General features: G+C 69.1%; 16 protein-coding genes. 14 read left to right on the forward strand and 2 right to left on the reverse strand.

Annotated elements, in window-relative coordinates:
* Positions 1 to 7 precede the first annotated feature (7 nt).
* Positions 8 to 1,552 carry a hypothetical protein gene (locus OZ403_RS15760; protein ID WP_268784534.1) on the forward strand — a complete coding sequence of 515 codons (1,545 nt, stop codon included), beginning with the start codon at positions 8 to 10 and terminating at the stop codon, positions 1,550 to 1,552.
* 12 nt (positions 1,553 to 1,564) lie between these two features.
* Positions 1,565 to 2,938: a serine/threonine-protein kinase gene (locus OZ403_RS15765; protein ID WP_268784535.1), complete on the forward strand. Its 1,374-nt coding sequence runs from the start codon at positions 1,565 to 1,567 to the stop codon at positions 2,936 to 2,938.
* Positions 2,939 to 2,941: 3 nt separating this feature from the next.
* Here OZ403_RS15765 and OZ403_RS15770 read toward each other — a convergent pair whose 3' ends face one another.
* On the reverse strand, positions 2,942 to 4,291 hold the full coding sequence (locus tag OZ403_RS15770; protein ID WP_174258785.1) for a sigma 54-interacting transcriptional regulator: 1,350 nt from the start codon (positions 4,289 to 4,291) through the stop codon (positions 2,942 to 2,944).
* Positions 4,292 to 4,750: 459 nt separating this feature from the next.
* On the opposite strand from OZ403_RS15770, the gene OZ403_RS15775 reads away from it, so the two are divergent.
* Together OZ403_RS15775 and OZ403_RS15780 are read left to right on the forward strand one after the other, a co-directional pair.
* Positions 4,751 to 5,146 carry an MmcQ/YjbR family DNA-binding protein gene (locus tag OZ403_RS15775; RefSeq protein WP_268784536.1) on the forward strand — a complete coding sequence of 132 codons (396 nt, stop codon included), beginning with the start codon at positions 4,751 to 4,753 and terminating at the stop codon, positions 5,144 to 5,146.
* 139 nt (positions 5,147 to 5,285) lie between these two features.
* A complete protein-coding gene (locus tag OZ403_RS15780; protein ID WP_140790818.1) occupies positions 5,286 to 6,485 on the forward strand; it encodes a cyclic nucleotide-binding domain-containing protein in 1,200 nt (399 codons plus the stop codon).
* A gap of 23 nt (positions 6,486 to 6,508) precedes the next feature.
* On the opposite strand, the gene OZ403_RS15785 is transcribed toward OZ403_RS15780, so the two are convergent.
* A complete protein-coding gene (locus OZ403_RS15785; RefSeq protein ID WP_140798231.1) occupies positions 6,509 to 7,681 on the reverse strand; it encodes a PAS domain-containing sensor histidine kinase in 1,173 nt (390 codons plus the stop codon).
* Between the two features lie 225 nt (positions 7,682 to 7,906).
* Between OZ403_RS15785 and OZ403_RS15790 the strand changes: the two genes are divergently transcribed.
* The 10 genes from OZ403_RS15790 (at position 7,907) to OZ403_RS15835 (ending at position 24,294) form a co-directional block, all read left to right on the forward strand.
* A complete protein-coding gene (locus OZ403_RS15790; RefSeq protein WP_268784876.1) occupies positions 7,907 to 10,222 on the forward strand; it encodes a serine/threonine-protein kinase in 2,316 nt (771 codons plus the stop codon).
* Positions 10,223 to 10,269: 47 nt separating this feature from the next.
* A complete protein-coding gene (gene glyQ / locus OZ403_RS15795; protein ID WP_140790822.1) occupies positions 10,270 to 11,262 on the forward strand; it encodes a glycine--tRNA ligase subunit alpha in 993 nt (330 codons plus the stop codon).
* The gene (glyS, locus tag OZ403_RS15800) at positions 11,252 to 13,363 is read left to right on the forward strand and encodes a glycine--tRNA ligase subunit beta (protein WP_140854406.1); all 2,112 of its coding nucleotides are present in this window, start codon (positions 11,252 to 11,254) and stop codon (positions 13,361 to 13,363) included. The genes glyQ and glyS overlap by 11 nt, the downstream gene beginning before the upstream one ends.
* Before the next feature lie 137 nt (positions 13,364 to 13,500).
* On the forward strand, positions 13,501 to 14,979 hold the full coding sequence (locus OZ403_RS15805) for a YncE family protein (RefSeq protein ID WP_237078310.1): 1,479 nt from the start codon (positions 13,501 to 13,503) through the stop codon (positions 14,977 to 14,979).
* On the forward strand, positions 14,976 to 17,042 hold the full coding sequence (locus OZ403_RS15810) for a hypothetical protein (protein WP_268784537.1): 2,067 nt from the start codon (positions 14,976 to 14,978) through the stop codon (positions 17,040 to 17,042). The genes OZ403_RS15805 and OZ403_RS15810 overlap by 4 nt, the downstream gene beginning before the upstream one ends.
* A 63-nt stretch (positions 17,043 to 17,105) precedes the next feature.
* Entirely contained in the window at positions 17,106 to 17,984 is an 879-nt protein-coding gene (locus tag OZ403_RS15815; protein ID WP_140798234.1) for an FHA domain-containing protein, read from the forward strand.
* Between the two features lie 110 nt (positions 17,985 to 18,094).
* Positions 18,095 to 18,631 carry an A24 family peptidase gene (locus OZ403_RS15820; RefSeq protein ID WP_140790832.1) on the forward strand — a complete coding sequence of 179 codons (537 nt, stop codon included), beginning with the start codon at positions 18,095 to 18,097 and terminating at the stop codon, positions 18,629 to 18,631.
* Positions 18,632 to 18,661: 30 nt separating this feature from the next.
* Complete coding sequence (locus tag OZ403_RS15825; RefSeq protein ID WP_140790834.1) at positions 18,662 to 20,110, forward strand: type II and III secretion system protein family protein; 1,449 nt, start codon at positions 18,662 to 18,664, stop codon at positions 20,108 to 20,110.
* Positions 20,111 to 20,273: 163 nt separating this feature from the next.
* Complete coding sequence (locus OZ403_RS15830; RefSeq protein ID WP_268784538.1) at positions 20,274 to 22,064, forward strand: ATPase, T2SS/T4P/T4SS family; 1,791 nt, start codon at positions 20,274 to 20,276, stop codon at positions 22,062 to 22,064.
* Between the two features lie 7 nt (positions 22,065 to 22,071).
* Positions 22,072 to 24,294, forward strand: coding sequence for an FHA domain-containing protein (locus tag OZ403_RS15835; RefSeq protein WP_268784539.1), 2,223 nt, complete (start codon positions 22,072 to 22,074; stop codon positions 24,292 to 24,294).
* Positions 24,295 to 24,296: the final 2 nt, after the last annotated feature.

Below are 24,296 nucleotides of genomic sequence, written 5' to 3' on the forward strand. Positions count from 1 at the left end.
ACGTCTCATGGCCCTTGGTTCGCCTCGCCTGTTGGCGGTTTCCTCGCTCGTGTTTTTCGCCCTGTCGGGCTGCGGAACCGGGCCCCATGAAGAGGAGACGCCCAGGGTAGGGGCGCAGGCGTCGGAGATTCGCATCGCCAACTCGCTCACGACGCAGGCGCTGGTGCTCAACGCCATCTCCACCAACGCCGACTCCAACCAATTGCTGGGGACCTCGGCGCTCGTGCAGCTGTTCCATCCCACGCTGGGCGACGCGAACACGCGCCGGCGGCTGCATGACCCCAATGCGCAGCGGTTCATGGAGTACCTGGTGGGCTGCGCGCTGACGGTCGAACAGGAGATTGCCTATTACGACCCGCGATATCCCAGCCCCGGTGTCCGGAAATGGCTTGGACAGGCGGGGCTCTGCCCCGATTGGGCCGACTCCCCACCGACCCGGAGCTGCCTGGAGCGTGTCTCCGCCTGTGTGCTGGCGCGCAACAACGCGGAGGGACGGCGCGTGGAGCTGTCCATGCGCGGCGAGCACCAGTTCGACTCGTCGGGACCCAACATCTACACGCTGGATGCGAAGACGCGCCCAGCCGCACACGTCCCCATCACGGGCGATGCGCTGGCCAGCTTCGGGGACTGTGTCCTGGGCGAATCAGGCGAGCAGCGTGACTGCGGTTGGACGCCGGATGGCATTGGCGGCTGCACGCCTTCCACGACCGTCGTGGTGGGCGCGGGCGGTCCGCTGTCCTGCGCGGGGCCGTCTCCCACACTGGGCTCCAGTGTGAATGGGCCCGCTGTCCTGCGCGTGTGCGAGGGCATCGCGGGGTGTGACCATTTCGACGCGCGCAACCTGGGCGAGGCGACAGGGACCTGCGCGGGGTCGCCCGCCGTGCCGGTGGTCTCCTTCACCTGCCCGGCCGGGGGCTACTACAGCGTGATGACCGCGCCGGCTTCGAGCACGACCGTGGAATGGCTGGCGAACGTCGAGGCGCATCCGGACTCCGCGTCCACCTATGGCCTGTCCGAGCAGCAGGTCTATTCCGTGCGCGAGGGCGCATTCTACGGAAACATCTTCCTGCCGAAAGAGCTGGGGGCGGAGGTGGACGTCGTGGAAATTGGTGAGGGGGACAAGAAGCAGTACGTGGTGGTGGGCGCCGACGTCATCGTGCGCGGCTCCATCTACCGGAAGATGTTCTCCTGCTACGACCCGGCCTGGTCGAGCGGGGCGGCGTACGCGGCGAACCGCGTCTGCGCGCTGCCCTCGTCGGGCGCCAACTGCGCCGCGCGCGTGACGGGGCCCTGCTTCACGTCCCTCAGTTCGCCCGTGGCCGGTAAGTGCGCGATCCAGGACGGGCCCCTCACGCCGGGGGATGGCGACTACGAGGCGTGCCGCGACCAGGCCAACGTGCTGTGGACGCAGTCGGTGACCACCTACCTCCATGCCCCGTGCGATACGGTGGCGAAGGAGCAGCGCACCCAGTCCTGCGGGCGTGCATCGGTGCCCGTCAAACCGCTGCCTCCGGTGGAGGAGCTGCCCTTTCCCTTCCCTCGGAAGAAGTAGGCCTTCTGCCGCATGGCGTCGGGTGACGAAGAGGCCCTCTATGGCGAGGAGCTGGGTGTTGGCGCCCTGGTATCGGACTGGCTGGTGGAGCAGGTCCATTACCGGGGGCCTGTCTCCACGCTCTACCGTGCCCGACATGTCCGCACGGGTGCGCCCGCGGCGCTGAAGGTCCTGCTCCCGCAGCCCTCGGACGTCGCCCTGCGGCGCTTCCATCGGGAGGCGGAGACGCTCCAGCGGTTGCGCCATCCGCACATCGTCGACGTGCTTGGTTACGGCACGCTCGCGGACGGGCGGCCCTTCATCGCGATGGAGTGGTTGGAGGGGAGGGACCTCGCGGCGGAGCTGGCTTCGCGCGGGCCGCTGTCGCCGGGAGAGGCGCTGGAGGTGCTGGAGCAGGTGGGCGGCGCGCTGCGCACCGCGCACCAGGCCGGTGTCGTGCACCGGGACTTGAAGGCCCAGAACGTGGTGCGCATGAGCACGGGCGGTGGAGCGCCGCGCGTGAAGCTGGTGGACTTCGGCGTCGCGAAGGGGCTGACGCCGGATGCGCCGGGCGCGTCCACGCTCACGCTGACGGGCGTCTCCCTGGGAACGCCGTTGTCCATGGCGCCCGAGCAGATTCGCGGCGAGCCGCCCGACGCCCGCACGGACCTGTACGCGATGGGCGTGCTGCTCTTCCAACTCGTCACCGGGCAGCCGCCCTTCCAGGGCGCCACCCGGCACGAGGTGGAGGACCTGCACCTGAATGCGCCGCCTCCTCGGCCCAGTGAGCGCGCCCCGGTGCCTGCCGCGCTGGATGCCGTGGTGCTGCGCAGCATGGGGAAGCGGCGCGAGGACCGATACCCGGACATCGATGCCTGGATCGACGCGCTCCGGCGCGCGGTGAAGGGCAGTCCCACGGAGGACCAGCCCACGCTCGCCGTGGCGCTGTACGCGGAAGCCCGGCTCCACGGCGCGGTGGAACCTTCGTCCTTGGAGCGGCTGGATGTGTTGCTGGAGCGCGTGGGGGGAGCCGCGCGCGCCGCGGGGCTGGACGTGCGGCTGGAGGGGAGCGGTTGCCTGCTGGCCTTCGCGCCGCTGCCGCCGGAAGCAGGGGCGGAGCAGGCCGCGCGAGCGCGAGTGCTGCACGCCGCGCTGGCCCTGGTGGAGTTCGTGGCGGCGAGCGAGGCGCCGCGCCCGGTGGACCTGGCCATCACCGTTCACGTCGCGGAGCTGCCTCGCGAGGACGGCGGCGGCGGGTTGTTGCACCTGCCGGGCTGGGTCGCGGAGCCACCAGGAACGGAACTGGTGGCGACCGCGCGTGCGCTCGAGGGCCTGGAAACGGCCTTCCTGGCGACACCCGTGTCCGCCGCGGGACTGGGGTGCTGGCGCGTCAGCCGCCCGCGGTGAGGCTCACGGCTTGATGCCGTGGCGTCGCAGCAGGCGGTAGAGGTGGACGCGGTCCATGCCAGCGGTGACGGCGGCCTGGGCCACCTTGCCCTGGTGCTTCTCCAGGAGCGCGCGCAGGTAGCGGCGCTCGAAGTCGTCGACGACGTGACGGCGTTGGTCGGCGTACGGCTGCGAGGGGTCCACCTCGGGTGGGCCGGAGCGGTGGGCCTCTTCCTCGGAGAGCTCTACTGCTTCCTCGAAGACGAGGCAGCGCTCCAGGTAGTTGCGCAGCTCGCGCACGTTGCCGGGCCACGCCGCGTGCCGCAGCCTGGCCAGGAAGTCCTGCGTGCGCAGCGCGGCCGTGCGCTCGCGGTCCGCGCCGAGCAGGTCGAGGATGCCTTCCACCAACATGGGCAGGTCCTCCGGACGCTGACGCAGTGGCGGAAGCAGCAAGCGCAGCACCGCGAGCCGGAAGAAGAGGTCGGAGCGGAACCGGCCCGCGTTGACCTCCGCGCGGAGGTCCCGGTGCGTGGCGGCGATGAGGCGCACGTTCACCGGCTGATACGTGTTGCTGCCCACGCGGCGAATCTCGCGGTTCTCCAGCACGCGCAGCAGCTTGGGCTGCAGCTCCGGAGGCAGCTCGCCAATCTCGTCCAGGAAGACGGTGCCTCCGTCGGCTTCCTCGAAGACGCCCGCGCGCCGCTGGACGGCGCCGGTGAACGCGCCCTTCTCGTGGCCGAACAGCTCGCTCTCCAGCAGGTGCGCGGGGATGGCGCCGCAGTCCACGATGAGGAAGGGGGCGTCACGCCGGGGACTGGCCTGGTGGATGGCCAGCGCGGCCTGGCTCTTGCCGGTGCCCGTCTCGCCTTCGAGCAGCACCGTCACGTCGCGGCCCGCCGCGCGCTCCATCATCGCGAAGCAGCCCCGCATGGCCACGGAAGCGCCCACCAGCGTGCCGAAGCGCGAGTTCTCCGACAGCGGCAGGCGGTTGTTCTCCGCGCTGAAGTCGAAGCGCAGCACCACGCGGCCCAGGCGCAACAGGCTGCCACTGCGCAGCACGCCCTCCACCACCTGCACGCCGTCGACGATGACGCCGTTGAGGCTGTCCAGGTCCTTCACCTGGGGGCCCCGAGGCCCGATGCGCACCTCGCAGTGGAACCGGGACACCGTGGAGTCCTCCACGGCGAAGTCGTTCAGCGGGTGCGAGCCCACCGAGCAGGTGTCACCCGTGGACTCCCACGTCGTCCCCATGTTCGGGCCTTCCGCTACCGTGAGCCGGAACCGGCGCACCGTGGAGGCGTCATAGCCCCGGCGTGCGTGCTCGTAGGGCAGCGTGACGTGCAGCGGCGTGTCACTCCCACCTTCGACTTCCATCCTCCATTGCGATTCGCCCTTCACGTCCGGCGAGGAGGGTGCGGCCCGAGCCCGATCCAGTGCAGACATGGAAGTCAAGATATCACGGGGGCCGACATCCGAACGGTTCTCTCCCGGGCTCATTTTTTTGGGGGGGTGGTTGTTGGCCGCCCGCTCTGGGAGCGAGGCAGGTCCCGCGCGAAGGCGCGGCGTCTCCGGGATTACCGCTAGTCGAGGCTGTTTGGACCTTCTCGGCTGAGAGGTGCTGTGTCACAGCGGACTCGGAGTGTCGCGGACCCCACATGTCGGCGCGGGCGGTCGTGCTGATGAAATGACAGACATGACAGCGCGGGTCATCACGTCGCCACATCCGCCCGGGGATGAAATCATGTCTGTCATTTCACGGGGCGGTTCGTTCGCGGTGTTTCAGCACGGCGCGCTACCTGCCGTGTTTGCCTGGGCCTCTGGTAGGAATGCGCCATGGCGACACGGGGTAGGCGCCGCGCGATGCGCGGTGGTGGTACGCAAGGGCTGACATTCGACGCGGTGCGCGCGCTGGTGCTGGCCCTACCGGGGATGGAGGAGGGCACATCCTTCGGGACGCCCGCGTTCCGCGTGCGCAAGAAGTTCATCGCCCGCTTCCACGAGGATGGTGAGTCGCTGGTGGTGAAGGTGGAGCCCGGCGTGCGGGACGACCTCATGCAGGCCGAGCCGGACAGTTGCTACATCACCGAACATTACGCGGGGTACCCCGAGTACCTGCTCGTGCGCGTTGCCGCGGCGCGTCCGGCGCTGGTCCGCCAGCTGTTGGAGGACGCGTGGCGGAGGAATGCCTCCCAGCGGCAACTGGGGGAGCGGGCGCGGGACGCGGACTGACGCCTGCGTTTTCGCGGCAGGCGTTGGCAGGCCCGGCATTCAATGCGAGGCTCTGGGCGAAGAGGGGGCAGGCCGGGAAGGGGCGCAACGCTTTGGCAGCACCCCTGCTGGCCGGTCTCACCGGAACGGGAGACCCGACATGTCAGAGTCAGCAGGTGGCCAGGGCGAGGGGAGCGGGCGACTGCGCACGCCCGTGGAGGGTGCCCTCCGCGCGGTGCGCTCTCTGGTCGAGTTGGAGGACACGGACCGGGCGGCACAGCTCTACGAGGAGCTGGGCGATGCGCAGCGCGAGCGCATCCGTCACGAAGCTGAACGGGGACCGGCGAAGGAGCGCCGTGGCTTCGTCGAGGTGCTGCGGCGCGCGCGGGACTTCCTGGGAGCGGCACGGCTGATGGATGGTCAGGGCGAGGACGCCACCGCCGGGGACCTCTACTTCCAGAGTGGCAAGTACATGGCCGCCGCGGAGAGCTACCTCCGCGCGGGTGAGGCCGAGCGCGCCGCCGCCGCCTTCGAGCGAGGTGGTGCGCTGGAGCGCGCGCTGGCCATCTATCGGGAGATGGGCTCGCGCGAAGCCATGGCGCAGTGCCTGGTGCGCCTGGACCGTCCCTTCGAGGCGGCCACGCTCTACCAGGAGCTGGGGCAGGCGCACGCGGAGGTGGAGGCGCTCGGAGGCGTGCGCGCGGAGGACCCGCGCTTCGTGGAGGCGGTGCTGCGCATCTGCCAGTTGCTGGACGCGGAGGGCTTCACGCACCGGGCGCTGGCGGTGCTCGCGGACGCGGTGAGCAGCTCGGAGGAAGCGCGCGGGGACCCGGCGCTGGTGACGGAGAAGGCCCGGCTGCTGCGCCGCATGGGGATGGAGGCGGAAGCGGAGGCCATGCTCATCCGCCGTTCCGGAGGCGCGTCGGCGCCCGCGGCGAACGGGTACCGGTTCCTCAAGGACATCCCCATCTTCGGTGAGCTTTCCCTGGAGGACATGAAGGACCTCTACCGGCTGGCGCGTCAGGTCGTCATCGCGCCCGGCGCCGTATTGCTGGAGAAGGGCGCGCCCGGCGTGGGGCTCTTCGTCCTGATGGACGGCTCCGTGGACGTCTTCAGCGGACCCGAGGAGGACGCCCGGCACCTCAACACGTTGGGGCCAGGGGCGTACCTGGGGGAAATCTCCCTGGTGCAGGACGGGCCCGTGTCCGCCCATGTCCGTGCGCGGACCTCCGTGCGGGCGCTGCGCATCAGCCGTGTCGACTTCGAACGCTTCGTGGATACGCACGAGGCGGCGGCGCTGCGCATCTACCGCCTCTTCACCCAGAACCTCGCGGGCCGGGTGCGTGCGCTGAGCACCTGACAGGGACGTCCCATGGCGTGTGTCTACGTGGGGCCGAGCGGGAGCCGGACGCTGAACGTGCTCCCTTTTTCCGGCACGCTGGACACCTGGATGTCGCCCCCGTGCGCCGAAACGACCTGGTGGGTGATGAAGAGGCCGAGCCCCAGGCCACTGTAGTTGCGGCCGGACACGGCTCGCATGAACCGGTCAAAGACGTGGGGCAGCGCTTCCGGTGCGATGCCGATGCCCTCGTCGCGAACGTTCAGCAGCGCCATGCCGCCTTCCGCGCGCAGGCTGACGTGAATCGGCTTGCCCCCTCCGTACTTGAGCGCGTTGGAGAGGAGGTTGGTCATCACCTGCTCCACCCGGCGGATGTCCCATTCGCCTTGCACGGGCTCCGGCGCGTCCAGTTCCACGATGCTTCCGAGCTGGCTGGCTTGTGGCAGGTAGCGGGCGATGACCTCTCGAAGCAGCGTCGCGAGGTCCGCGGGCACGCGCTCCAGGGTCAGCTGGCCCACGCTGATGCGTGACACGTCAAGCAGGTCGTCCACCAGCTCCACCAGCTTGCGCACCTGGCGGACGGCGACGTCGAGGTCGCGCTCCACGCGCTCGCTCGGCAGCATGCCTCCCGGGGCGCTGCCGACGGCGCGGCGCATGGCCGTCAGCTTCAGTTGCAGCGGGGTGAGTGGGGTGCGCAGCTCGTGGGACGCCACGGACAGGAAGTCGTCACGGATGCGAAGCGCCTCCCGTAGGCGCTCCATCTCCCGTTGCTCCTGGGCCTGGTAGCGGGCGGTAAAGTCGCGCGTCACCTTGCCGAAGCCGCGCAGCTGCCCTGTTTCGTCATACAGCGCCGTGATGACGACGTTGGCCCAGAAGCGGCTGCCGTCCTTGCGGACGCGCCAGCCGTCCTCCTCGAAGCGGCCCTCACGCGTCGCCACGTCGAGCCCGTGCCGCGGCCGGTTCCGCGCCACGGCTTCGGGCGGATAGAAGCGGCTGAAGTGCTGCCCCAGGATTTCGTCCGCGCGGTAGCCCTTGATGCGCTCGGCGCCCGGGTTCCAGCTCGCTACGTACCCATCCAGGTCGAGCGTCAGGATGGCATGGTCAGTGACGCTCTCAATCAACAGCCGGAGCTGGTCCGCGGTGTCCTGCTTGGATTCGCCTTGCCCGGAGTATGCGACGCGCCTGGCACGTCCGGGGCAGCCGTTGGTGTCTTCCATGAGCCTCCTGATCTGACTTGCTGGTATGAGAACACGCCCCCTTCCGTCACGGGGAATCGCGCGATGTGGCCATCGGCCATTGGACACTCCGGCCGGCGTACGGGCTGGCGGCCAGCCGGTGCCAGTCCCGGACGCGGTGTGCCGGAGCCCCCCTCCAACCCGTCGAGGAAGGGGTCGTCACGAAGGTCGACTCGGACCCATGCGGGGGATAACATGCCGCGCCGAATGTCCATGCAGGGTGGCGCCGGTGACGATCCCGATCGGGGGCGGCGCATCGGGAAATACGAAATCCTCACGCGCCTCTCGATAGGGGGGATGGCGGAGCTGTTCCTGGCCTACACCTCGGGGCCTGGGGGATTTCGCAAGTTCGTCGCGGTGAAGCAGATTCTCCCGGACATCAAGAAGGACGAGCAATTCGTCCAGATGTTCCTGGACGAGGCGCGCATCACCGCGGCCTTCTCGCACGCGAACATCGGTCAGGTGTTCGACCTGGGCGAGGAGGGCGGCGAGCTGTACCTTGCCATGGAGTTCCTGCCCGGGCAGAACCTGGAGCAGGTGGTGAAGGCCTCCACGCGCCAGGGCTACCCGTTGCCGCTCGGCTTCGTCGGGCGGGTGATTCGCGATACCTGCCTGGGCCTGCACTACGCGCACCACTTCACGGACCCGTCGGGCCGGCCCGCGGTGGTGGTGCACCGCGACGTGTCTCCGAAGAACGTGATGCTCACCTACGACGGCGTCGTGAAGGTGATCGACTTCGGCATCGCCAAGGCGCGCGGACGGTTGGGCCGCACGCAGGTGGGGACGGTGAAGGGGACCAGTGGCTACATGTCCCCGGAGCAGGTGCGAGGCGTGGCCACCCTGGATGGCCGCAGTGACTTGTTCTCCGTGGGCGTCATGCTGCACGAACTGCTGAGTGGCCAGCGGTTGTTCAGCGGGCCGCACGAAGCGGCGGTGATGATGCAGATCGTGGAGGCCGACGTGCCTCCGCTGCGCGGCATCAACCCGGACGTCCCCGAAGCCTTGGAAGCCGTGGTGACGCGAGCGCTGTCCCGGGACGTGTCCCAGCGCTTCACCAACTGCCGGGAGATGGCGCGCGCCATTGAGGCGGCGCTCGGCTCGGAGCTCTTCGACGAGGACGGCATGACCGCCGTCATGGGCGACCTCTTCGCCGACAAGCGCCAGAAGACGCGCACGTTGTTGGAGCTGGCCAGCCGCGCGGAGGATGCCCGCGTCAGCGAGGCGGCGGGTGCCCTCCAGCAGGAGGACAGCGCCGACTCCGCCCCCACGTCGCAGGTGTCGGCCCCGCGCGTCCGGCCTGGTTCGCCCTCGGCTCGGCCCTCGAGCGCGCCCAAGCCCGTGCCCCAGCGCCGTCCGGCGGAGGGCGGCGTGGCTTTGCGTGGCCCCTCAGTCGCCGGCAACGGGAGCGCACCCAAGCCTGCCCCCCAGCGCCGGACCAGTGATGCGGCCCCTCTATCTTCGCGCACGCCGCGCGGAGGTCAGGACAGCGCGCCGGCCGCGCGTACACCTCGGCCGCGGCCCACTGCCCGGCAGGAGGCCCCGGCCGAGTCCGAATCCTTCGACGAGCCGAGCGATCTCCAGACGCAGCGCTTCCGTTCCCGGCCCCAGCGGCCCGGCGCGGACGGTGAGCGGGCCTCCGGACGGTCGGCGCGCCCCGAGACGTCCCGGGCCTCGGACACGCCGGTGGAGACGCCCGCCGCCCGTCCGCCGTCGCGCTGGGCCAGTCGGCTCTTCCTGCTCTTCCTGCTGGGAGGCCTCGGTTGGGCTGCGACGCTGCCCGCCGTGCGCGCGCAGCTCCTGCCGGGCCTCGAAGCCGCCAAGGCGTGGGTGAGCGCGGAGCTGAATCCGCCGCCGGCGGAGGACCCCGCGAACCAGCCCTGGCCACCGCGGCAGGCGGGCCCGCCGCCGGGCTTCCGTCGGGCCGAGCAGGAATCGGCACCTTCCGAGCCTTCCCAGGCTGTCGCCCAGGCCGAGCAGGCCGCTGGTGGCGAGGAGGCGGTGGAAGGCGCGCCTGAAGCCAAGGCTCCGACGAAGGCCCCGCCCGGGCGGAAAGCGAAGGAAGGCGCCTCTTCGCCGGCGCGGTGGGCGGCCACCCCCAAGGCAGAGGCCGAACCTGTCAGTGCCAAGGCCGCGCCGCCCGCGCAGGCCAACCCACCTCCGCGTGAGCCGGCGCCTCGCGTGGCGGAGGCCCATCCAGCGGCCGAGCCCGTCACCACGGTGACGCAGGATCCCGAGGGAATGGCGGAGGTGTTGGACACCAGCACGGCGAAGGGGGCCGCGAAGGCGGGCCTGGGGTGGATGACCCTCTACACGGTGCCGCGGGCGGCCGTGTTCGACGGCGCCACGGAGCTGGGCACCACGCCGCTGAAGAAATTCCCGCTGCCCGTGGGGGTCTACCGCCTGCGCGTGGTGGACCCGACGGGGGTGGAGTCGGTGAGCCGGCTCCTGTCGGCTCCCATCAAGCCGGGCGAGGAGACGAAGATTCAAATCCGGCTGGCGGATCTCCCACCGTACAAGGAGTGAGCGCCGTCCTTGACGCTCCGGACCCCCGTCACTAGGGTCCGCGCGCTATGTATTTTCAGGACCTTATCTTCACGCTCCAGAAGCACTGGGCCGACCAGGGGTGCATCAACACGCAGCCCTACGATGTCGAGGTCGGCGCGGGCACGATGGCCCCGTACACCTTCCTGCGTGCCCTGGGCCCGGAACCCTGGAACGTGGCGTATGTGCAGCCCTCGCGGCGTCCCGCGGACGGCCGGTTCGGAGAGAATCCCAACCGCCTGTTCCAGCACCACCAGTTCCAGGTCATCCTCAAGCCGGCGCCGAAGAACGTCCAGGAGCTGTACCTGGAGTCGCTGCGGAAGATTGGCATCGACCCGTTGGAGCACGACATCCGGTTCGTCGAGGACGACTGGGAGTCGCCCACGCTCGGCGCCTGGGGCCTGGGCTGGGAAGTGTGGTGTGACGGAATGGAGGTGACGCAGTTCACCTACTTCCAGCAGTGCGGTGGCTTCGACTGCAAGCCCGTCTCCGCGGAGCTCACCTACGGGTTGGAGCGCATCTGCATGTACCTGCAGAACGTGGAGAACGTCTTCGACATCGAATGGGTCAAGGGCGTGAAGTACCGCGAGGTGTTCCACCCCAACGAGGTGGAGATGAGTAAGTACGCGCTCCAGGAGTCGGACGCGCAGATGCTCTTCGCGCTCTTCGACGCGTACGAGAAGGAGTGCAAGCGCCTCATCGAGCGCCAGTTGCCGCTGCCCGCGTACGACTTCGCGCTGAAGTGCTCGCACGCGTTCAACCTGCTGGACGCGCGCGGCGCCATCTCCGTCACGGAGCGCGCCAACTTCATCAAGCGCGTGCGCGACAACGCCAGGCTGTGCGCGGAGGGCTACCTCCAGATGCGTGAGCGGCTGGGCTACCCGCTGCTCAAGTCGCCGTGGACGGTGGGTGAGCAGCTCCCGGTGCTGGAGGGCAAGCCGGCCAGCGACTACTGGAAGACGGTCGTCCTCAACAAGCCCGTGGAGAAGAAGCAGAAGGCGGAGGTGGCCCATGGCGCGTGACCTGCTCCTGGAAGTGGGCGCGGAAGAGATTCCGGCGTCGTTCATCGGCCCCGCGCTGGACGACCTGAAGCGCATCATCACCGAGCGCATGGCGGACGCCCGCCTGAAGCACGGCGAGGTGCGGACCTTCGGCACGCCGAGGCGGCTCGCGGTGTGGGTGAGGGACGTGGCGGACGCGGGCGAGGACATCACCAAGGAGGTCCTGGGCCCCAGCGCCAAGGCGGCCTTCGACGCGCAGGGCAAGCCCACCAAGGCGGCGGAGAAGTTCGCCGAGAGCCTCAAGCTCACGGTGGACCAGCTGGGCCGCGCCACCACCGCCAAGGGCGAGTACCTCTCCGCGCGTGTGGAGGAGAAGGGCCGCCCGGCGGCGGACATCCTGAAGGACACGCTGCACGCGGCGGTGCACGGCATCAACTTCCGCAAGTCCATGCGCTGGGGTGACGTGGACACGTCCTTCGCGCGCCCGGTGCAGTGGCTGGTGGCGCTGCTGGGAAGCGACGTGCTGCCCGTGGTGTTCGGTGACGTGACGAGCGGCCGGACCACGCGGGGGCACCGCTTCCTGTCGCCCGACGCCATCGAGCTGAAGGCTCCGGCGGACTATGAGGCTGCGCTGGAGAAGGCGCACGTGGTGGCGGACATCACGAAGCGCCGCGCGCAGCTGGTGGAGAAGGTGAAGGCGGCTGCGAGCAAGGCCGGCGCCCAGCTGCTGGAGGACGAGTCGCTGGTGGACCAGGTGACGAACCTGGTCGAGCTGCCCAGCCCGGTGGTGGGCACCTTCGAGGAGCGCCACCTGGACCTGCCTCCGGAGGTGCTGGTGCAGGAGATGAAGAGCCACCAGCGCTACTTCTCGCTGGTGGACAGCGCGGGCAAGCTGCAGCCGAAGTTCATCGCCGTGTCCAACACGCCGGTGCGCGACGAGCAGCTCAGCCTGCGCGGCTACCAGCGCGTGCTGCGCGCGCGACTGGCGGACGGCCGCTTCTTCTTCGACGAGGACCGGAAGACGCCGCTCATCGACCGCGTGGAGAAGCTGGGCCGCGTGGTGTGGCAGGGGCAGCTGGGGAGCTACCTGGAGAAGGTGGAGCGCTTCCGCACGCTGGCGGTGTGGCTGGGCCAGCAGACGGGGCGGGCAGGGGAGGCGGCCACCATCGAGCGCGCCGCCACCCTGGCCAAGGCGGACCTCGTCACCGGCATGGTGGGCGAGTTCCCGGAACTCCAGGGCGTCATGGGCCGCGAGTACGCCCGCGCGGGTGGTGAGACGGACGCCGTGGCCCTGGCCATCGCGGAGCACTACCTGCCGCGTGGCGCCGAGGACGCGCTGCCCACGCAGGACGCGGGCGCGCTCATCGGCATCGCGGACAGGCTGGACTCGCTGTGCGGCATCTTCGCCATCGGCAAGGCGCCCACGGGCGCGGCGGACCCGTTCGCCCTGCGCCGCGCGTGCATCGCCATCATCCGGCTGGTGCTGGGGCGGGGCTACCGCTTCAGCCTGTCGGCCGCGGTGGACGAGTCGCTCCGGTTGCTGGCTCCGAAGATTGCCAACGCCAAGCGCAAGGCCGGCGAGCCCGCGCCGCGTGAGCAGGTGCTGGAGTTCTTCCGCGGCCGCCTCAAGGCGCTGTGGGGTGAGCAGCACCGCACGGACGTCGTGGAGGCGGTGCTGTCCGCCGGCTTCGACGACCTGGTGGCCGCGCAGAAGCGCCTGGAGGCCCTGAGCCACATCGTGGGCCGGGCGGACTTCCAGCCCCTGGCCGTGGCCTTCAAGCGCGTGGTCAACATCGTGGAGAAGCAGGGCCGCGACGTGCAGGGGGGGGAGACCAACCCCCAGAAGCTGGTGGACGAGCCGGAGCGGAACCTCCACACCGCCTTCACTCAGGCCCGGAGCACGGTGTCGGGGTTGGTGCGCGCGGATGACTTCTCCGGTGCTCTCCGGGAAATCACGGGCCTGAAGCCCGCCGTGGACACCTTCTTCGACAAGGTGATGGTCATGGCCGAGGACAAGGCCCTGAGGGAAAACCGCATCCGCCTACTCGTGGAGATTGGCGCCCTGTTCAACCAGGTGGCCGACTTCTCGAAGATCCAGGCTGAAACGGCCGCCGCGGCCTGATGCGTGGCCTGCCTGCCCTCCGGGGGATGAAGCACCCCGGGGGGCACGGCTGCGTCGGGCGCAAGGCGCATGGGAATGGCGCGCCGCGTTTCCGGTTGCCCGGGGGGAGACCCCTTCCTACACTCCGCCCCCCTCTGATGCGCGCCTACCTTCTTACCTCCGCGCTGCTCCTCGTGTCCTGCAACGTCGGCACCGAGAGCAAGCCCCCTCCGTCCACCCGGCTCGTGTACCCGAGCGGTCTTGCCTTCTGGCGCCCCGAAGCGGGTCCGTCCACCAACGGATACCTCTACGTGGCGAGCGCCAACTTCGACAAGTGCTACGACTCGGGTTCAGTCGTCGCGCTGGATTTGGACGCCGTGGGGGTGCGGCCCTTCGGCACGGACTTCGACCCGGGGGAGTCGCTGCCCAACGACGTCACGTCGCTTGGCATCGGCGCCCAGTCCTACGTGCAGATTCAAAGCTTCGCCGGGGAGATGGCCATGTGGAGCCCTCCGGGGCGGCCGCCGCGGCTGTTCGTCCCGTCGCGGGCGGAGGGCAGTCTGCTTCACGCCATCGACGTGGGCGATGACGGCCTTAGCCTGAGCTGCGTGCAGGGCGGCGCGCGCGACTGCCGCGTCAACGCGCTGTCGCTGCTGGATGTCCCAGGCGCCTCCAACGGATTGCCTTCGGCTCCGGGGCCGCTGGGTGTCAGCGTCGCCGGCAACGGCGAGGACGCTCGCGTCTGGGTGACGCACACGGAACTGGCCGGGCCGCCGACGACCTTCACCGAAGCGGACCTGGCGGGCTACGTGCTTCACCTCCCCGCGGCGAACCCCACGCGCGACGCGCTGAACACCAGCGAGTTCGTGACGCTGGGGACCAATGACCGGCTCTCCGGCGTCGCGCACGCGACGGCCATTGGCAGCCGGTATGTGTACGCCTCGGGGCGCAACTCTTCCTCCACGCAGTTGGGGGCGCTGCCGGCGCGCTTCATCCTGCGGCTGGTGGACCGGACCGTCGCGGGCCGCGTGCTGGAGACCGACCTGGAGCTGTCGTACTCGGTGCGTGAGGCGCGCGGCGTGGCGGTGGTCCCGTCGGCCACGCGCGTGCCCGACCCGGCATCGCCCGAGCTCACCGTCGTGGACGAACGCGTCTACCTGCTGGCGCGCGGTCCGGACACGTTGCTCATCCTGGACGTCCTGAACGCGGCGGGCACGGCGCCCGATGCGGGGACGACCCCCAGCGTGCGCATCGTGTCGGCGCTGCCGGTGCCCGCGGGCGCCAGCGAACTGGAAGTCATTCCTCGCGGCCCAGGCCGCGGCAACCTGGTGGCGGTGACGGGCAGCGGCGACGAAGCCGTGGCCATCTTCGACGAAGAAGTGGGGCAGCTCGTCGCCCAGGTGCAGGTGGGCGACAACGACCCGAACCAGCCCAGCCAGCCCTTTGGCCTGGCCGCGGATGTCCGCGGCAACAGCGCTCGCATCTTCACCAGCACCTTTGGTGACGGCCGCGTGGCCATCATCGACATTCCCGACCTCGACCGGCCGCAGAACGCCCGGTTGGTGGCGCGGCTCGGCGCCCGGCAGGGAAGAGACCCGCGCCAGGGCACCAGCCTGTGCCAGGAGACCTCACCGTGAAGCGCGGTACCCTTGCTCTGCTCCTCGCGAGCGCCGGCCTGACCGGCAGTTGCTCCTCGACCGACGTGACGACGGGCTTCGCTGGCCTGTCCGGCACCTTCGACGTGACGCTGGCCAACAACTTCGTCTTCGTCACGTCGTCGGACCGGGACGAATTGCGCGTGCTCGACCTGGCGTCGAACCCCCGCACCTTCGTGCCCGCGCCCAACCCACTGGAGGCGCTGTCCATCCCCGTGCTGGACCGGCCGGACGCGCTCACGCGCGACGTGGCGTACAACGCGGAAGGTAACGACGTCCCGGGGCCGTACATCTACGCGCGCAGCTCGGGTTCGTCGGAGGTTTCGGTGGTGGCGTCGGCGCGCGACCAGCTCCGGCAGGTCGCCCGGCTCCAGGCGGCGAGCATCGTCACTGCCTTCGCGGCGCGCTCGCCCGCCGAGGGCAGTGGCGGACCCAGCACGCTGTACTACGCCATCCAGGATCCCGACGGCATCTTCAGCGCGGACACCGGCGGTGCCCGGGTGATGCGGCAGGAACTCCCGGGGCCAGACGCAATGCAGGCCGCGGAGCCCGCGCCGATTCCCGAACCGGTGACGGTGTTCTGTCTCCAGCCCGGTGAGTCCATCCTGGCCATGACGATGCTGGCCGGCCAGGGCCAGTTCGCGGTGGCCACGCGGCAGGCGTCGGGCCGGTCGGGCCGCACGCTGCTCGTCACCGATTCAGGGCCGATCGCGGACTGCCTTCAGCCTTCCGCGCCCACCCATGATTTGTCCGAGGGCTTCGGCAACGTGCCGGTGCGGCTCCTGGTGAGCCACCCCCGGATCGTCATCCCCAACGTCGAGGCCATCAACGCGGGCCGCTACATCTTCGGCGTCCGTGACGAGGCCTCTTGCTCCGCCGCGCGCGAGTGTTCCGGAGTGCTCGCGGTGGACACCGAGTCATCCCCCCCCGGGCAGACGGCGCGGGACCTCAGCGGTGCGCCGATGCTGCCCATCTTCCCCGCGGGCGGCTTGCCGACGGGACTGGCCCTGGTTCCGGACGCGCCGCTTCGCATCGTGCTCGACGATGGCTCGACGCCCCCCCTCACGGTGCCGCTCCTGGGCGTCATGCCGTCCTCCAACGGCTACATCTCGTTGTTCTCCGCGAGCGACCTGCGCCAGTTCGACCTGTCGGGGGCGAGCGCACGCTCCTCGGTGGCGCTGCTGGACAGCAACGAGCAGCCGGTCGTCATCGAGACGGCGGACCTGGTGACGGTGACCCAGGACCAGACGCTCCAGTCGACGGTGCTCTATGAGGGCTCCGTTCCGAACGGCTTCTACCGGATCATCTACCAGGGCGCGTTGCCTGGGCTGAGCGGCCTGCCTCGGGACCTCTCCACCCCGCGGCTCTTCGAGGCCGAGGCCAGTGCGGCCGCTTCGGCGCGGGCCGGGGACATCATCGTCCTGGAGGGCCCGGATGTCCTGTGCGCCGTCGACCTGCCCATCGCGTCGGTGGAGCCCGTTGCGGGGACCACCCGGGTGCGCTTCGCCATCGCGGACTCGCAGGAGATTCCGACGGACTGTGCCAGCCTGACGCGTTTCACTGTTCGTGCGGGTGGAGACCAGCCCTTCGTCCTCTTCAACGAGGCGGGCACCTTCCTGTCCCGCGATGTGACGGGGGGTTCGAGCTACAGCATCCCCACGGAGTACTTCTTCCACGCCGACACCTTCTACTTCGACGACGACTCCAACCCTCAAACGCCGCCAGTGCCGAACCTGTCCAAGTTCCCCCAGCCGCCGCCGCCGCTGCGCATCCGGGTGGCGGCCGTGGGCCGCGAGGTGCGTCGGGGAGACCGCTACGCGGTGACAGTGATTTCCGGCATCCGCAACTACATCTTCACCCCGGACTCCACGGCGGGGACGGGGCTGGCCTTCTACACGCTGCCAGGGCCTGTGGTGGCCGCCCAGGACCGCAGCGCGAAGATGGCCTACATCGCCTACCCCTCGGCGGATGGCATCCTCCAGGTCGGCTTCGAGGGGCTCACCGACAACCGGGCACAGTCATTGGCACTGGTTCCCTTCGAGTAACTGGGCGGGAGTGGAGGCCTCTGCTATCGTCCGGGGCTTCCTGGTTCACGCGAGTCAAGACCGATGATCGATCAGAACTCCCGTCCTGCCCGCAAGGTTGGCATCGCCGACCACCTGTGGGAGGCGTTCGAAGACATGGCCCAGCAGATGGGCTCGGATCGCGATGCCCTGATCAACCAGGCGCTCTTCATGTTCGCGCGCCTGAACGGCTTCCTCGAGGTGAAGTCCCGCTCCGAGGCCGCCGTGGCACCCGTGGCCGCAGCCGCCGCTGCGCCGGTGAAGCCCGTTCAGGCCGCCGCCGCCGCGCCGCCGCGTCCGTCCGCGCCTCCGGTGCTGGCGCCCGCGCCCCGTCCGGAGCCCACGCCCGCGCCCGCGCGTCCTCCCGTGCGCGCCACGCCGGAAGAGCGGGCCTCCGCCAATGGCCTGGACAATGACCCGGTGCGCCGCGAGGTGGCCGAGCGCGTCCTGGAGACCGCCGCGGAGCTGGAGCGCCTCATCAAGGGCAAGAACAGCGAGCCGCCCCCGCCCGCCGACGACATGGTGGAGGAGGACGAGGAGCCGCTGCCCGAGGCCGAGGATCCGGGCCTCATGGACGAGGAGCCGCCCCCCGATGATGTCGAGGAAGAGCCCGCCGACGACCTCGCCGAGGAGGAGGAGGAGTCCGGCGCGCTGTACCTGGTGACCGAGTCCGGTGATCAGGAGCAGATCGTCAAGGAGCGCTTCGTCATCGGCCGTGGCAAGCACTGCGACTTCGTCATCAACTCCGGCAAGGTCTCCCGTGAGCACGCTGTCATCGTCCACGAGGGCGACGACTGGATCATCGAAGACCTGGGCTCGTCCAACGGCACCTGGTTCAACAAGCAGCGCATCAAGCGCCGCAAGATTGAAGACGGGGACGAGTATTTCATCTGCAGCGAGAAAATCCGTCTCTTGGTCCGATAATGAGGTGACCCAGGCCCCGTCCCGCGGGGCTTCTGGTTGTTCGCCAATTGACGGGCTCCAGGCGTCCCTGGTTTGATACCGGACGCCTGCCACGAAGAGGACAGGCGCTGATGACGCCTGTTCAAATCGCGTTGTGGACGGTTCTTGGAGTGGCCCTCGTGATCTCCGTGGTGACGGATGTGCTTCGCCGCGAGATCCTCGACGCGGTCACCTACCCGCTGATGGTGGTGGGCCTGGGCGTGCGCCTGGCCACCGAAGGGGTGGGGGACCTGGAGCATGGGCTCATCAGTGGTGTGGTATCGGGGGTAGGGCTCGCGTTGATGCTGCTGCCAGCGGCGCTTCGCGGGCGGATGGGGTGGGGCGACGTGAAGTTGATGGGCGGGGTCGGAGCCGTGCTGGGCTTCCCGGCGGTGCTCGCGGCTGCGGCCTTCATCTCACTGGTGGGCGCGCTTCAAGCGGTGGTGACACTGCTCTGGCAAGGCGCGGTTTGGGACACGCTGGCGGCAGTGGTGCGCCGGTGGGCGGTGCGGGTGCGTTTGGCCAGCGCGGACGCGCAGCCGGCGCCCCAGCGCCACATTCCCTATGGAGTGGCCATCGCGCTCGGCACCGTCTGGGCGCTGTGGTGGCAGCACGGAACGTTGGGTTAGCTCGGACTTCTGGAAGAGGGGACACGGACGATGTTCACACGCATCACGCATGCCGCGGCGCTAGGCGCCCTCATCGCACTGGTGGCGGGCGGCAGCGCCCTGGCGCAGGATGGCACCACCGTCAGCCTCGGCGTGGGTTCCCAGAAGGTGATCACCATCCCTGGCCTCAGCCGCGTGGCGCTCGGTGATCCGAGCGTCGCCGAGGTGAAGACGCTCGGCTCTGGCCAGCTGCTCATCACCGGTCAGGCTGAAGGCAAGACGACGCTGCTCGTCTGGAAGTCCTCGGGCCAGCGCGTCAGCTACCTGGTGGCGGTGCGCAAGCAGGACCCCAACGAGGTCATCTCCGAAATCAAGCGCCTGCTGGGTGAGATTGAAGGTGTCTCCGTCCGCATGGTGGGTGATCGCATCTACCTGGACGGTCAGGCCTACACCACGCAGGACGCCGACCGCATCGAGCAGGTGGTGGGCCTCTACCCGAACGTGAAGTCGTTCGTGAAGATTGCCCCCAACGCCAAGAAGCTGGTGGCCCAGAACCTCAACGCGGCCTTCCAGAAGGCGGGCCTGAAGAACGTCCAGGCCAACGTGGTGGGCGCCACCATCTTCCTGGAGGGCTCCGTGGAGAGCCAGCAGGACCTCCAGAAGGCGGAGCTCATCACCAAGGCCATCGGTGAGAAGGTGGAGAACCTCCTCGTCGTCGGCATCAAGCGGATGATCCTCTCCGAGGTCCAGTTCGTCGAAATCCGCCGCAACAGCCGCGACCGCTACGGCATCCGCTACCCGACGGACATCACCGGTACCGCGACGGCCATCGCCAGCATCTCCCAGGAGCTCTTCCCGGGCACCTTCGGCTCGGGCGTGTCCACGCTCACCCTCAACGCGGGCGCGGACTTCTCCTTCGGCTTCCAGGGCAACGACGGTTACGGCCGCCTGCTCGCGCAGCCCAAGCTGGTGTGCGCCAGCGGTGAGAAGGCGGAGTTCCTCGCCGGTGGTGAGGTTCCCATCCCGCTCATCACGAACAACCAGTTCACGGTGGAGTTCAAGAAGTACGGCGTCATCCTGAACCTGCGCCCCACCGCGGACCGCAACGGCAACATCCAGACGGAGATCGAGGCGGAGGCCTCCGAAATCGACACCTCCGTGGCGGTGTCCTTCGGTGGTTCGTCCTCCATCCCTGGCTTCCGGACCCGCAAGGTGAAGACGAACGTCACCGTGCGCCACGGTGAGACCATCGTCCTGTCCGGCGTGTTCAGCCACGACGAGCAGAAGTCCGTGTCGAAGCTCCCCGGCCTGGGTCACATTCCGATTATCGGTGAGCTCTTCAAGAGCCGCGGTTTCGACTCGACCAAGCGCGAGCTGGTCATCTTCGTCACCCCGCGCATCGTCAACCCGGACTCCGACAAGGTCCGCACCATCATCGAGGACGTGAAGAGCCGCTACAAGCAGGCCCGGTCCGAGGTGAACTTCAACATCTTCGACTGAGGCGGGCGCCCCGGGCGCCGCCTGAGACGGGCCTTTGGGGTCCACGGCACGGGCCGGCTTCTTCCCTTTCGGGGGCGGTTGCCGGCCCGTCGCCTTGCGGGCAAGCATGCAACCCGGTTCTCACGCTTTGAGGACGAAGGGGGGCTTGCTAGCATCCGTCCCCATGTTTCTCATCACCCTCGCGGAAAAGGGCGGCGGGACCGAGCAGCGCGAGTATCACAAGAATGAAGTCACCATCGGCCGTCTGCCGGGCAATGACATCATCCTCGCGAAGGGCAACGTCTCCAAGTACCACTCGCGAATCGTTGCCAAGGACGGGAAGTTCATCATCGTGGACATGAAGTCCACGAATGGCACGTTCGTGAACGGCAAGAAGATTGCCGCGCCCCAGGTTCTCAAGCCGACCGACCAGGTCTACATCGGCGACTACATTCTCAACGTCGAGGCGCTCGAGGACGAGGGCCCGGTGATGACCCGCGCGGGTCAGCCCGAAGAGGAGTACGACGACGAGCAGGGCGAGGCGCCCTACGAGGACGAGGAAGGGGCTTACGAAGAAGACGAGCCCTACGAGGAGGAGGAAGAAGAAGAAGCGCCGCCTCCCGCGCCCGCACCCAAGGGCATGCCGGCGTCGCTGGCGTCCGCCCTGGCGAAGAACAAGCGCAAGGTGGATCCGCGTCAGGAGCGCTACACCCGGCTCCAGAAGGAAATCCATGACCGGCTCATCGAGTACCTCGATCTGCGCCGCATGGACATGGACCGGCTCGGCGACGATGAGCTGTGGCGCCGCACCGAGAAGGCCATCCGCGACATCATCGACCAGATGGAAGCGGACGGAGAGCTTCCGGAGGACGTGGACCGCGAGGAACTGCTCACTGACGTCATCAACGAGGCGCTGGGGCTCGGGCCCCTCGAGGCGTTCCTCGCGTCGGATGACATCAGCGAGATCATGGTGAACCACGCCAACCAGATCTACATCGAGCGCAAGGGCAAGCTGACCCTGTCGGAGAAGACGTTCTCCTCCAACCAGGCGGTGCTCGGCGTCATCGAGCGCATCGTGGCGCCCATCGGCCGCCGCATCGACGAGTCCAGCCCGCTGGTGGACGCGCGCCTCAAGGACGGCAGCCGCGTCAACGCCATCATCCCTCCGCTGGCGCTGAAGGGGCCCTGCATCACCATCCGCAAGTTCAAGAAGGACTCGCTGAAGATCGCGGACCTCATCAAGTACAAGACCGTCACGGCTCAGATGGCCGAGTTCCTGGAGATGTGCGTCAAGGCCCGGCGCAACATCGTCATCTCCGGCGGCACCGGTTCCGGGAAGACGACGACGCTGAACATCATCAGCTCCTTCATCCCGGAGGGTGAGCGCATCATCACCGTGGAGGACGCCGCCGAGCTGCAGCTGCCGCAGGACCACTGGGTGCAGTTGGAGAGCCGGCCGCCCAACCTGGAAGGCAAGGGCGCCATCACCATCCGCGAGCTGGTGAAGAACTGCCTGCGCATGCGGCCCGACCGCATCGTCGTGGGTGAGTGCCGTTCCGGTGAGACGCTGGACATGCTCCAGGCCATGAACACCGGCCACGACGGTTCGCTCACCACGCTCCATGCGAATACGCCGCGAGACGCCATCGCCCGCTTGGAGACGATGGTGCTCATGTCCGGCATGGACCTGCCGGTGAAGGCCATCCGTGAGCAGATCGCCAGCGCGGTGCACATGATCGTGCAGCAGACGCGCTTCTCCGACGGCACGCGGAAGATCTGCTACATCACCGAGGTGTCCGGCATGGAGGTCGACATCGTGACCCTCCAGGACATCTTCTATTTCAAACAGGATGGCTTCACGGAGGACCACAAGGTCCGTGGCCGCTACGTCGCCTCCGGCTTCGTGCCGAAGTTCTACGACGAGCTGCAGCGTAAGGGCATCCCCGTCAACATGAGCATCTTCCGCGAGGACTGACGCGCCCATGGCCACCCTGGTCGTCCGTCACCCTGACGGCACTGAGAACGAATTCGCCATCACGGGCGAGCTGAAGATTGGCCGCCAGCAGGGCAGTGACATCCTCATCACCGAAGGGGGCGTGTCGCGTACGCATGCGCGCGTCTTCGACGAAGGCGGCACCGTCTTCATCGAGGACGTGGGCAGCGCCAACGGCACGTTCGTCGACGGCCAGCGCATCATGGAACCCACGGCCCTGACGCCGCAGTCGGAGGTCCTCCTCGGGGACTACGTGCTGCGTCTCAAGGCGGCCGCGGCGCGGGGCTCTGGGGCCCGGCGCGCGGCGGCCAGGCCCGCGGCGGGGGGCGATGAGCCCATGCCGGTGGGCGGTGAGGGCGGCGGTGCACGCGCCACCCGGGCCATGCCCAGCATCAAGAAGGGTCCGGGCGCGGCGAAGAGCGAGCCCGGCGCGGCGCTGGCGAAGCGGCCCGCGCGGCCGGCACGTCCCGCCCCCGGTGGCGGCGCACGTCCGGCGCCGGCGGGTGGCCCGGTGCTTCGCGGCATGGTCGGTCCCTGGGCCGGCCAGACGTATCCGCTCAAGGGCAAGGTGCTCGTGGGGCGGCAGCCGCCCGCCGGCATCATGCTGGATGACGACTCGGTGAGCCGTCGCCACGCGGAGCTGGAAGCGACCAGCTCGGGCGTGACGGTGCGGGACCTGGGCAGCGCCAACGGGACGCTGCTCAACGGCGAGCCGTTGGACCAGACGCCGGTCCCGCTCGAGCCGGGGGATCAGCTCCAGTTCGGCGTGGTGGAGATGACCTTCGAGCCCGAACCGTCCGCGGCGCCCGTGCGCCGGGGCGCGGGGCGTGGGGCTGTGGACGAGGATCCCGCCGCCAAGCGCAAGAAGCTCATCATGGTGGCGGCCGGGCTGGTGGGCGTGCTGCTGATGGTGGGCATGGTGTCCTCCATCCTGAACCCCACGTCGGTGGACGTTCAGGGGCCGGGAGCGGCCGCGCAGATGGATCCGACGCAGAAGATCCAGGAGTTGCTGAGCGAGTGCCGCTCGTACGCATCCAGCGAGTTGGGCGCCCCCAACTGGGAGAAGGCCCACGAGGTCTGCACCCAGGCGTTGGACCTGGACCCTATCCACCCGGAGGCGAACACGCTCATCCGGCGCATCAAGCTGGAGAAGGAGTCCTTCGAGTACTACTCGCAGGGCGAGCGGCTCCTGCAGCGCCTCAAGCCGGAAGAGGCCCTGGAGTCGTTCCGGAAGATCCAGAGGGAGAGCGAGTACTTCCGCCGCGCCCGCGCCAAGGCGCGCGAGGCCGCCGAGGCGGTGACGAAGCGCGCACAGGAGGACTGCAAGCTGTACCTGCGCGACTCGCAGTGGAGCGCCGCCGTGTCACGCTGCGAGGTGTTCATGGCGGTGTGGTGCCAGTCGAAGCCGCGCGAGGACCTGCAGCCGCCCCTGGGCTTCACGCTGAAGCTGGAGGGCCGCCTGCGCCGCGACGAGTGGCGGCCGAAGGATCCGATGTTCGTGAAGTTCCTCATCGCGCGGCAGAAGATGGACGCCAACGCGGCGCCCTGGGAGTGTCCGGTGGCGGAGGTGCTGGCCGGTGACGAGCGGGCCGTGGACCCGCGCACGTTCGTCATGGAGGCGGCGAAGAAGCGCTTCCCCAACAAGCTGATGCAGGCCGCGCTCCTGGACTACTGGGGTGGCCGTGGCAGCGAGGCGTTGGCCACCATGCAGAAGCTGCGCGCCAACTACGAGGCCGCGCAGTACCACGCCCAGGCGGACGAGCTGATGAAGATCATGTCCACCGTGGATCAGCTCTTCAAGGTGGGCCAGAGCTACCTGGCCGCCGAGGATCCGGAGAAGGCCGCGGAGCCCTTCCGCGAGGCGCTGGCCACGGACAAGGCGGTGATGTTGGAACTGGCGGAGTCCAAGCCGTCCTTCTACCGGCGCAACATCCTCCAGGACATCGCGGAGAAGTCGTACCAGCGCGGCAAGCACTGGGCCGACCGAGAGGACCGCCGCCGCGCCTGCCGCGTGTGGAAGCTGGGCTTCAGCTTCTACGCGGGCAATCCGAACCTGAACAAGGCGGCGGCCTTCTGCTCCTCCCGGGCCCTGGAGGCCTTCCGCGCGGCGTCGAGCTGCGGCGACATGGCGGTGGCGCTGGACTACGCCGTCAAGGGCGATGGTGTGGAGGAGATGGTCGTCGCGAAGCAGGGGGAGCTGGGCTGCAAGTAGCA

The organism is Myxococcus sp. NMCA1 (assembly GCF_026810205.1).
Lineage (GTDB): Bacteria > Myxococcota > Myxococcia > Myxococcales > Myxococcaceae > Myxococcus > Myxococcus xanthus_A.

Coding starts and splice junctions, on each gene's coding strand:
- OZ403_RS15760 (WP_268784534.1), top strand. CDS start 8: ATGGCCCTTGGTTCGCCTCGCCTGTTGGCGGTTTCCTCGCTCGTGTTT.
- OZ403_RS15765 (WP_268784535.1), top strand. CDS start 1,565: ATGGCGTCGGGTGACGAAGAGGCCCTCTATGGCGAGGAGCTGGGTGTT.
- OZ403_RS15770 (WP_174258785.1), bottom strand. CDS start 4,291: ATGGAAGTCGAAGGTGGGAGTGACACGCCGCTGCACGTCACGCTGCCC.
- OZ403_RS15775 (WP_268784536.1), top strand. CDS start 4,751: ATGGCGACACGGGGTAGGCGCCGCGCGATGCGCGGTGGTGGTACGCAA.
- OZ403_RS15780 (WP_140790818.1), top strand. CDS start 5,286: ATGTCAGAGTCAGCAGGTGGCCAGGGCGAGGGGAGCGGGCGACTGCGC.
- OZ403_RS15785 (WP_140798231.1), bottom strand. CDS start 7,681: ATGGAAGACACCAACGGCTGCCCCGGACGTGCCAGGCGCGTCGCATAC.
- OZ403_RS15790 (WP_268784876.1), top strand. CDS start 7,907: ATGTCCATGCAGGGTGGCGCCGGTGACGATCCCGATCGGGGGCGGCGC.
- glyQ (WP_140790822.1), top strand. CDS start 10,270: ATGTATTTTCAGGACCTTATCTTCACGCTCCAGAAGCACTGGGCCGAC.
- glyS (WP_140854406.1), top strand. CDS start 11,252: ATGGCGCGTGACCTGCTCCTGGAAGTGGGCGCGGAAGAGATTCCGGCG.
- OZ403_RS15805 (WP_237078310.1), top strand. CDS start 13,501: ATGCGCGCCTACCTTCTTACCTCCGCGCTGCTCCTCGTGTCCTGCAAC.
- OZ403_RS15815 (WP_140798234.1), top strand. CDS start 17,106: ATGATCGATCAGAACTCCCGTCCTGCCCGCAAGGTTGGCATCGCCGAC.
- OZ403_RS15820 (WP_140790832.1), top strand. CDS start 18,095: ATGACGCCTGTTCAAATCGCGTTGTGGACGGTTCTTGGAGTGGCCCTC.
- OZ403_RS15825 (WP_140790834.1), top strand. CDS start 18,662: ATGTTCACACGCATCACGCATGCCGCGGCGCTAGGCGCCCTCATCGCA.
- OZ403_RS15830 (WP_268784538.1), top strand. CDS start 20,274: ATGTTTCTCATCACCCTCGCGGAAAAGGGCGGCGGGACCGAGCAGCGC.
- OZ403_RS15835 (WP_268784539.1), top strand. CDS start 22,072: ATGGCCACCCTGGTCGTCCGTCACCCTGACGGCACTGAGAACGAATTC.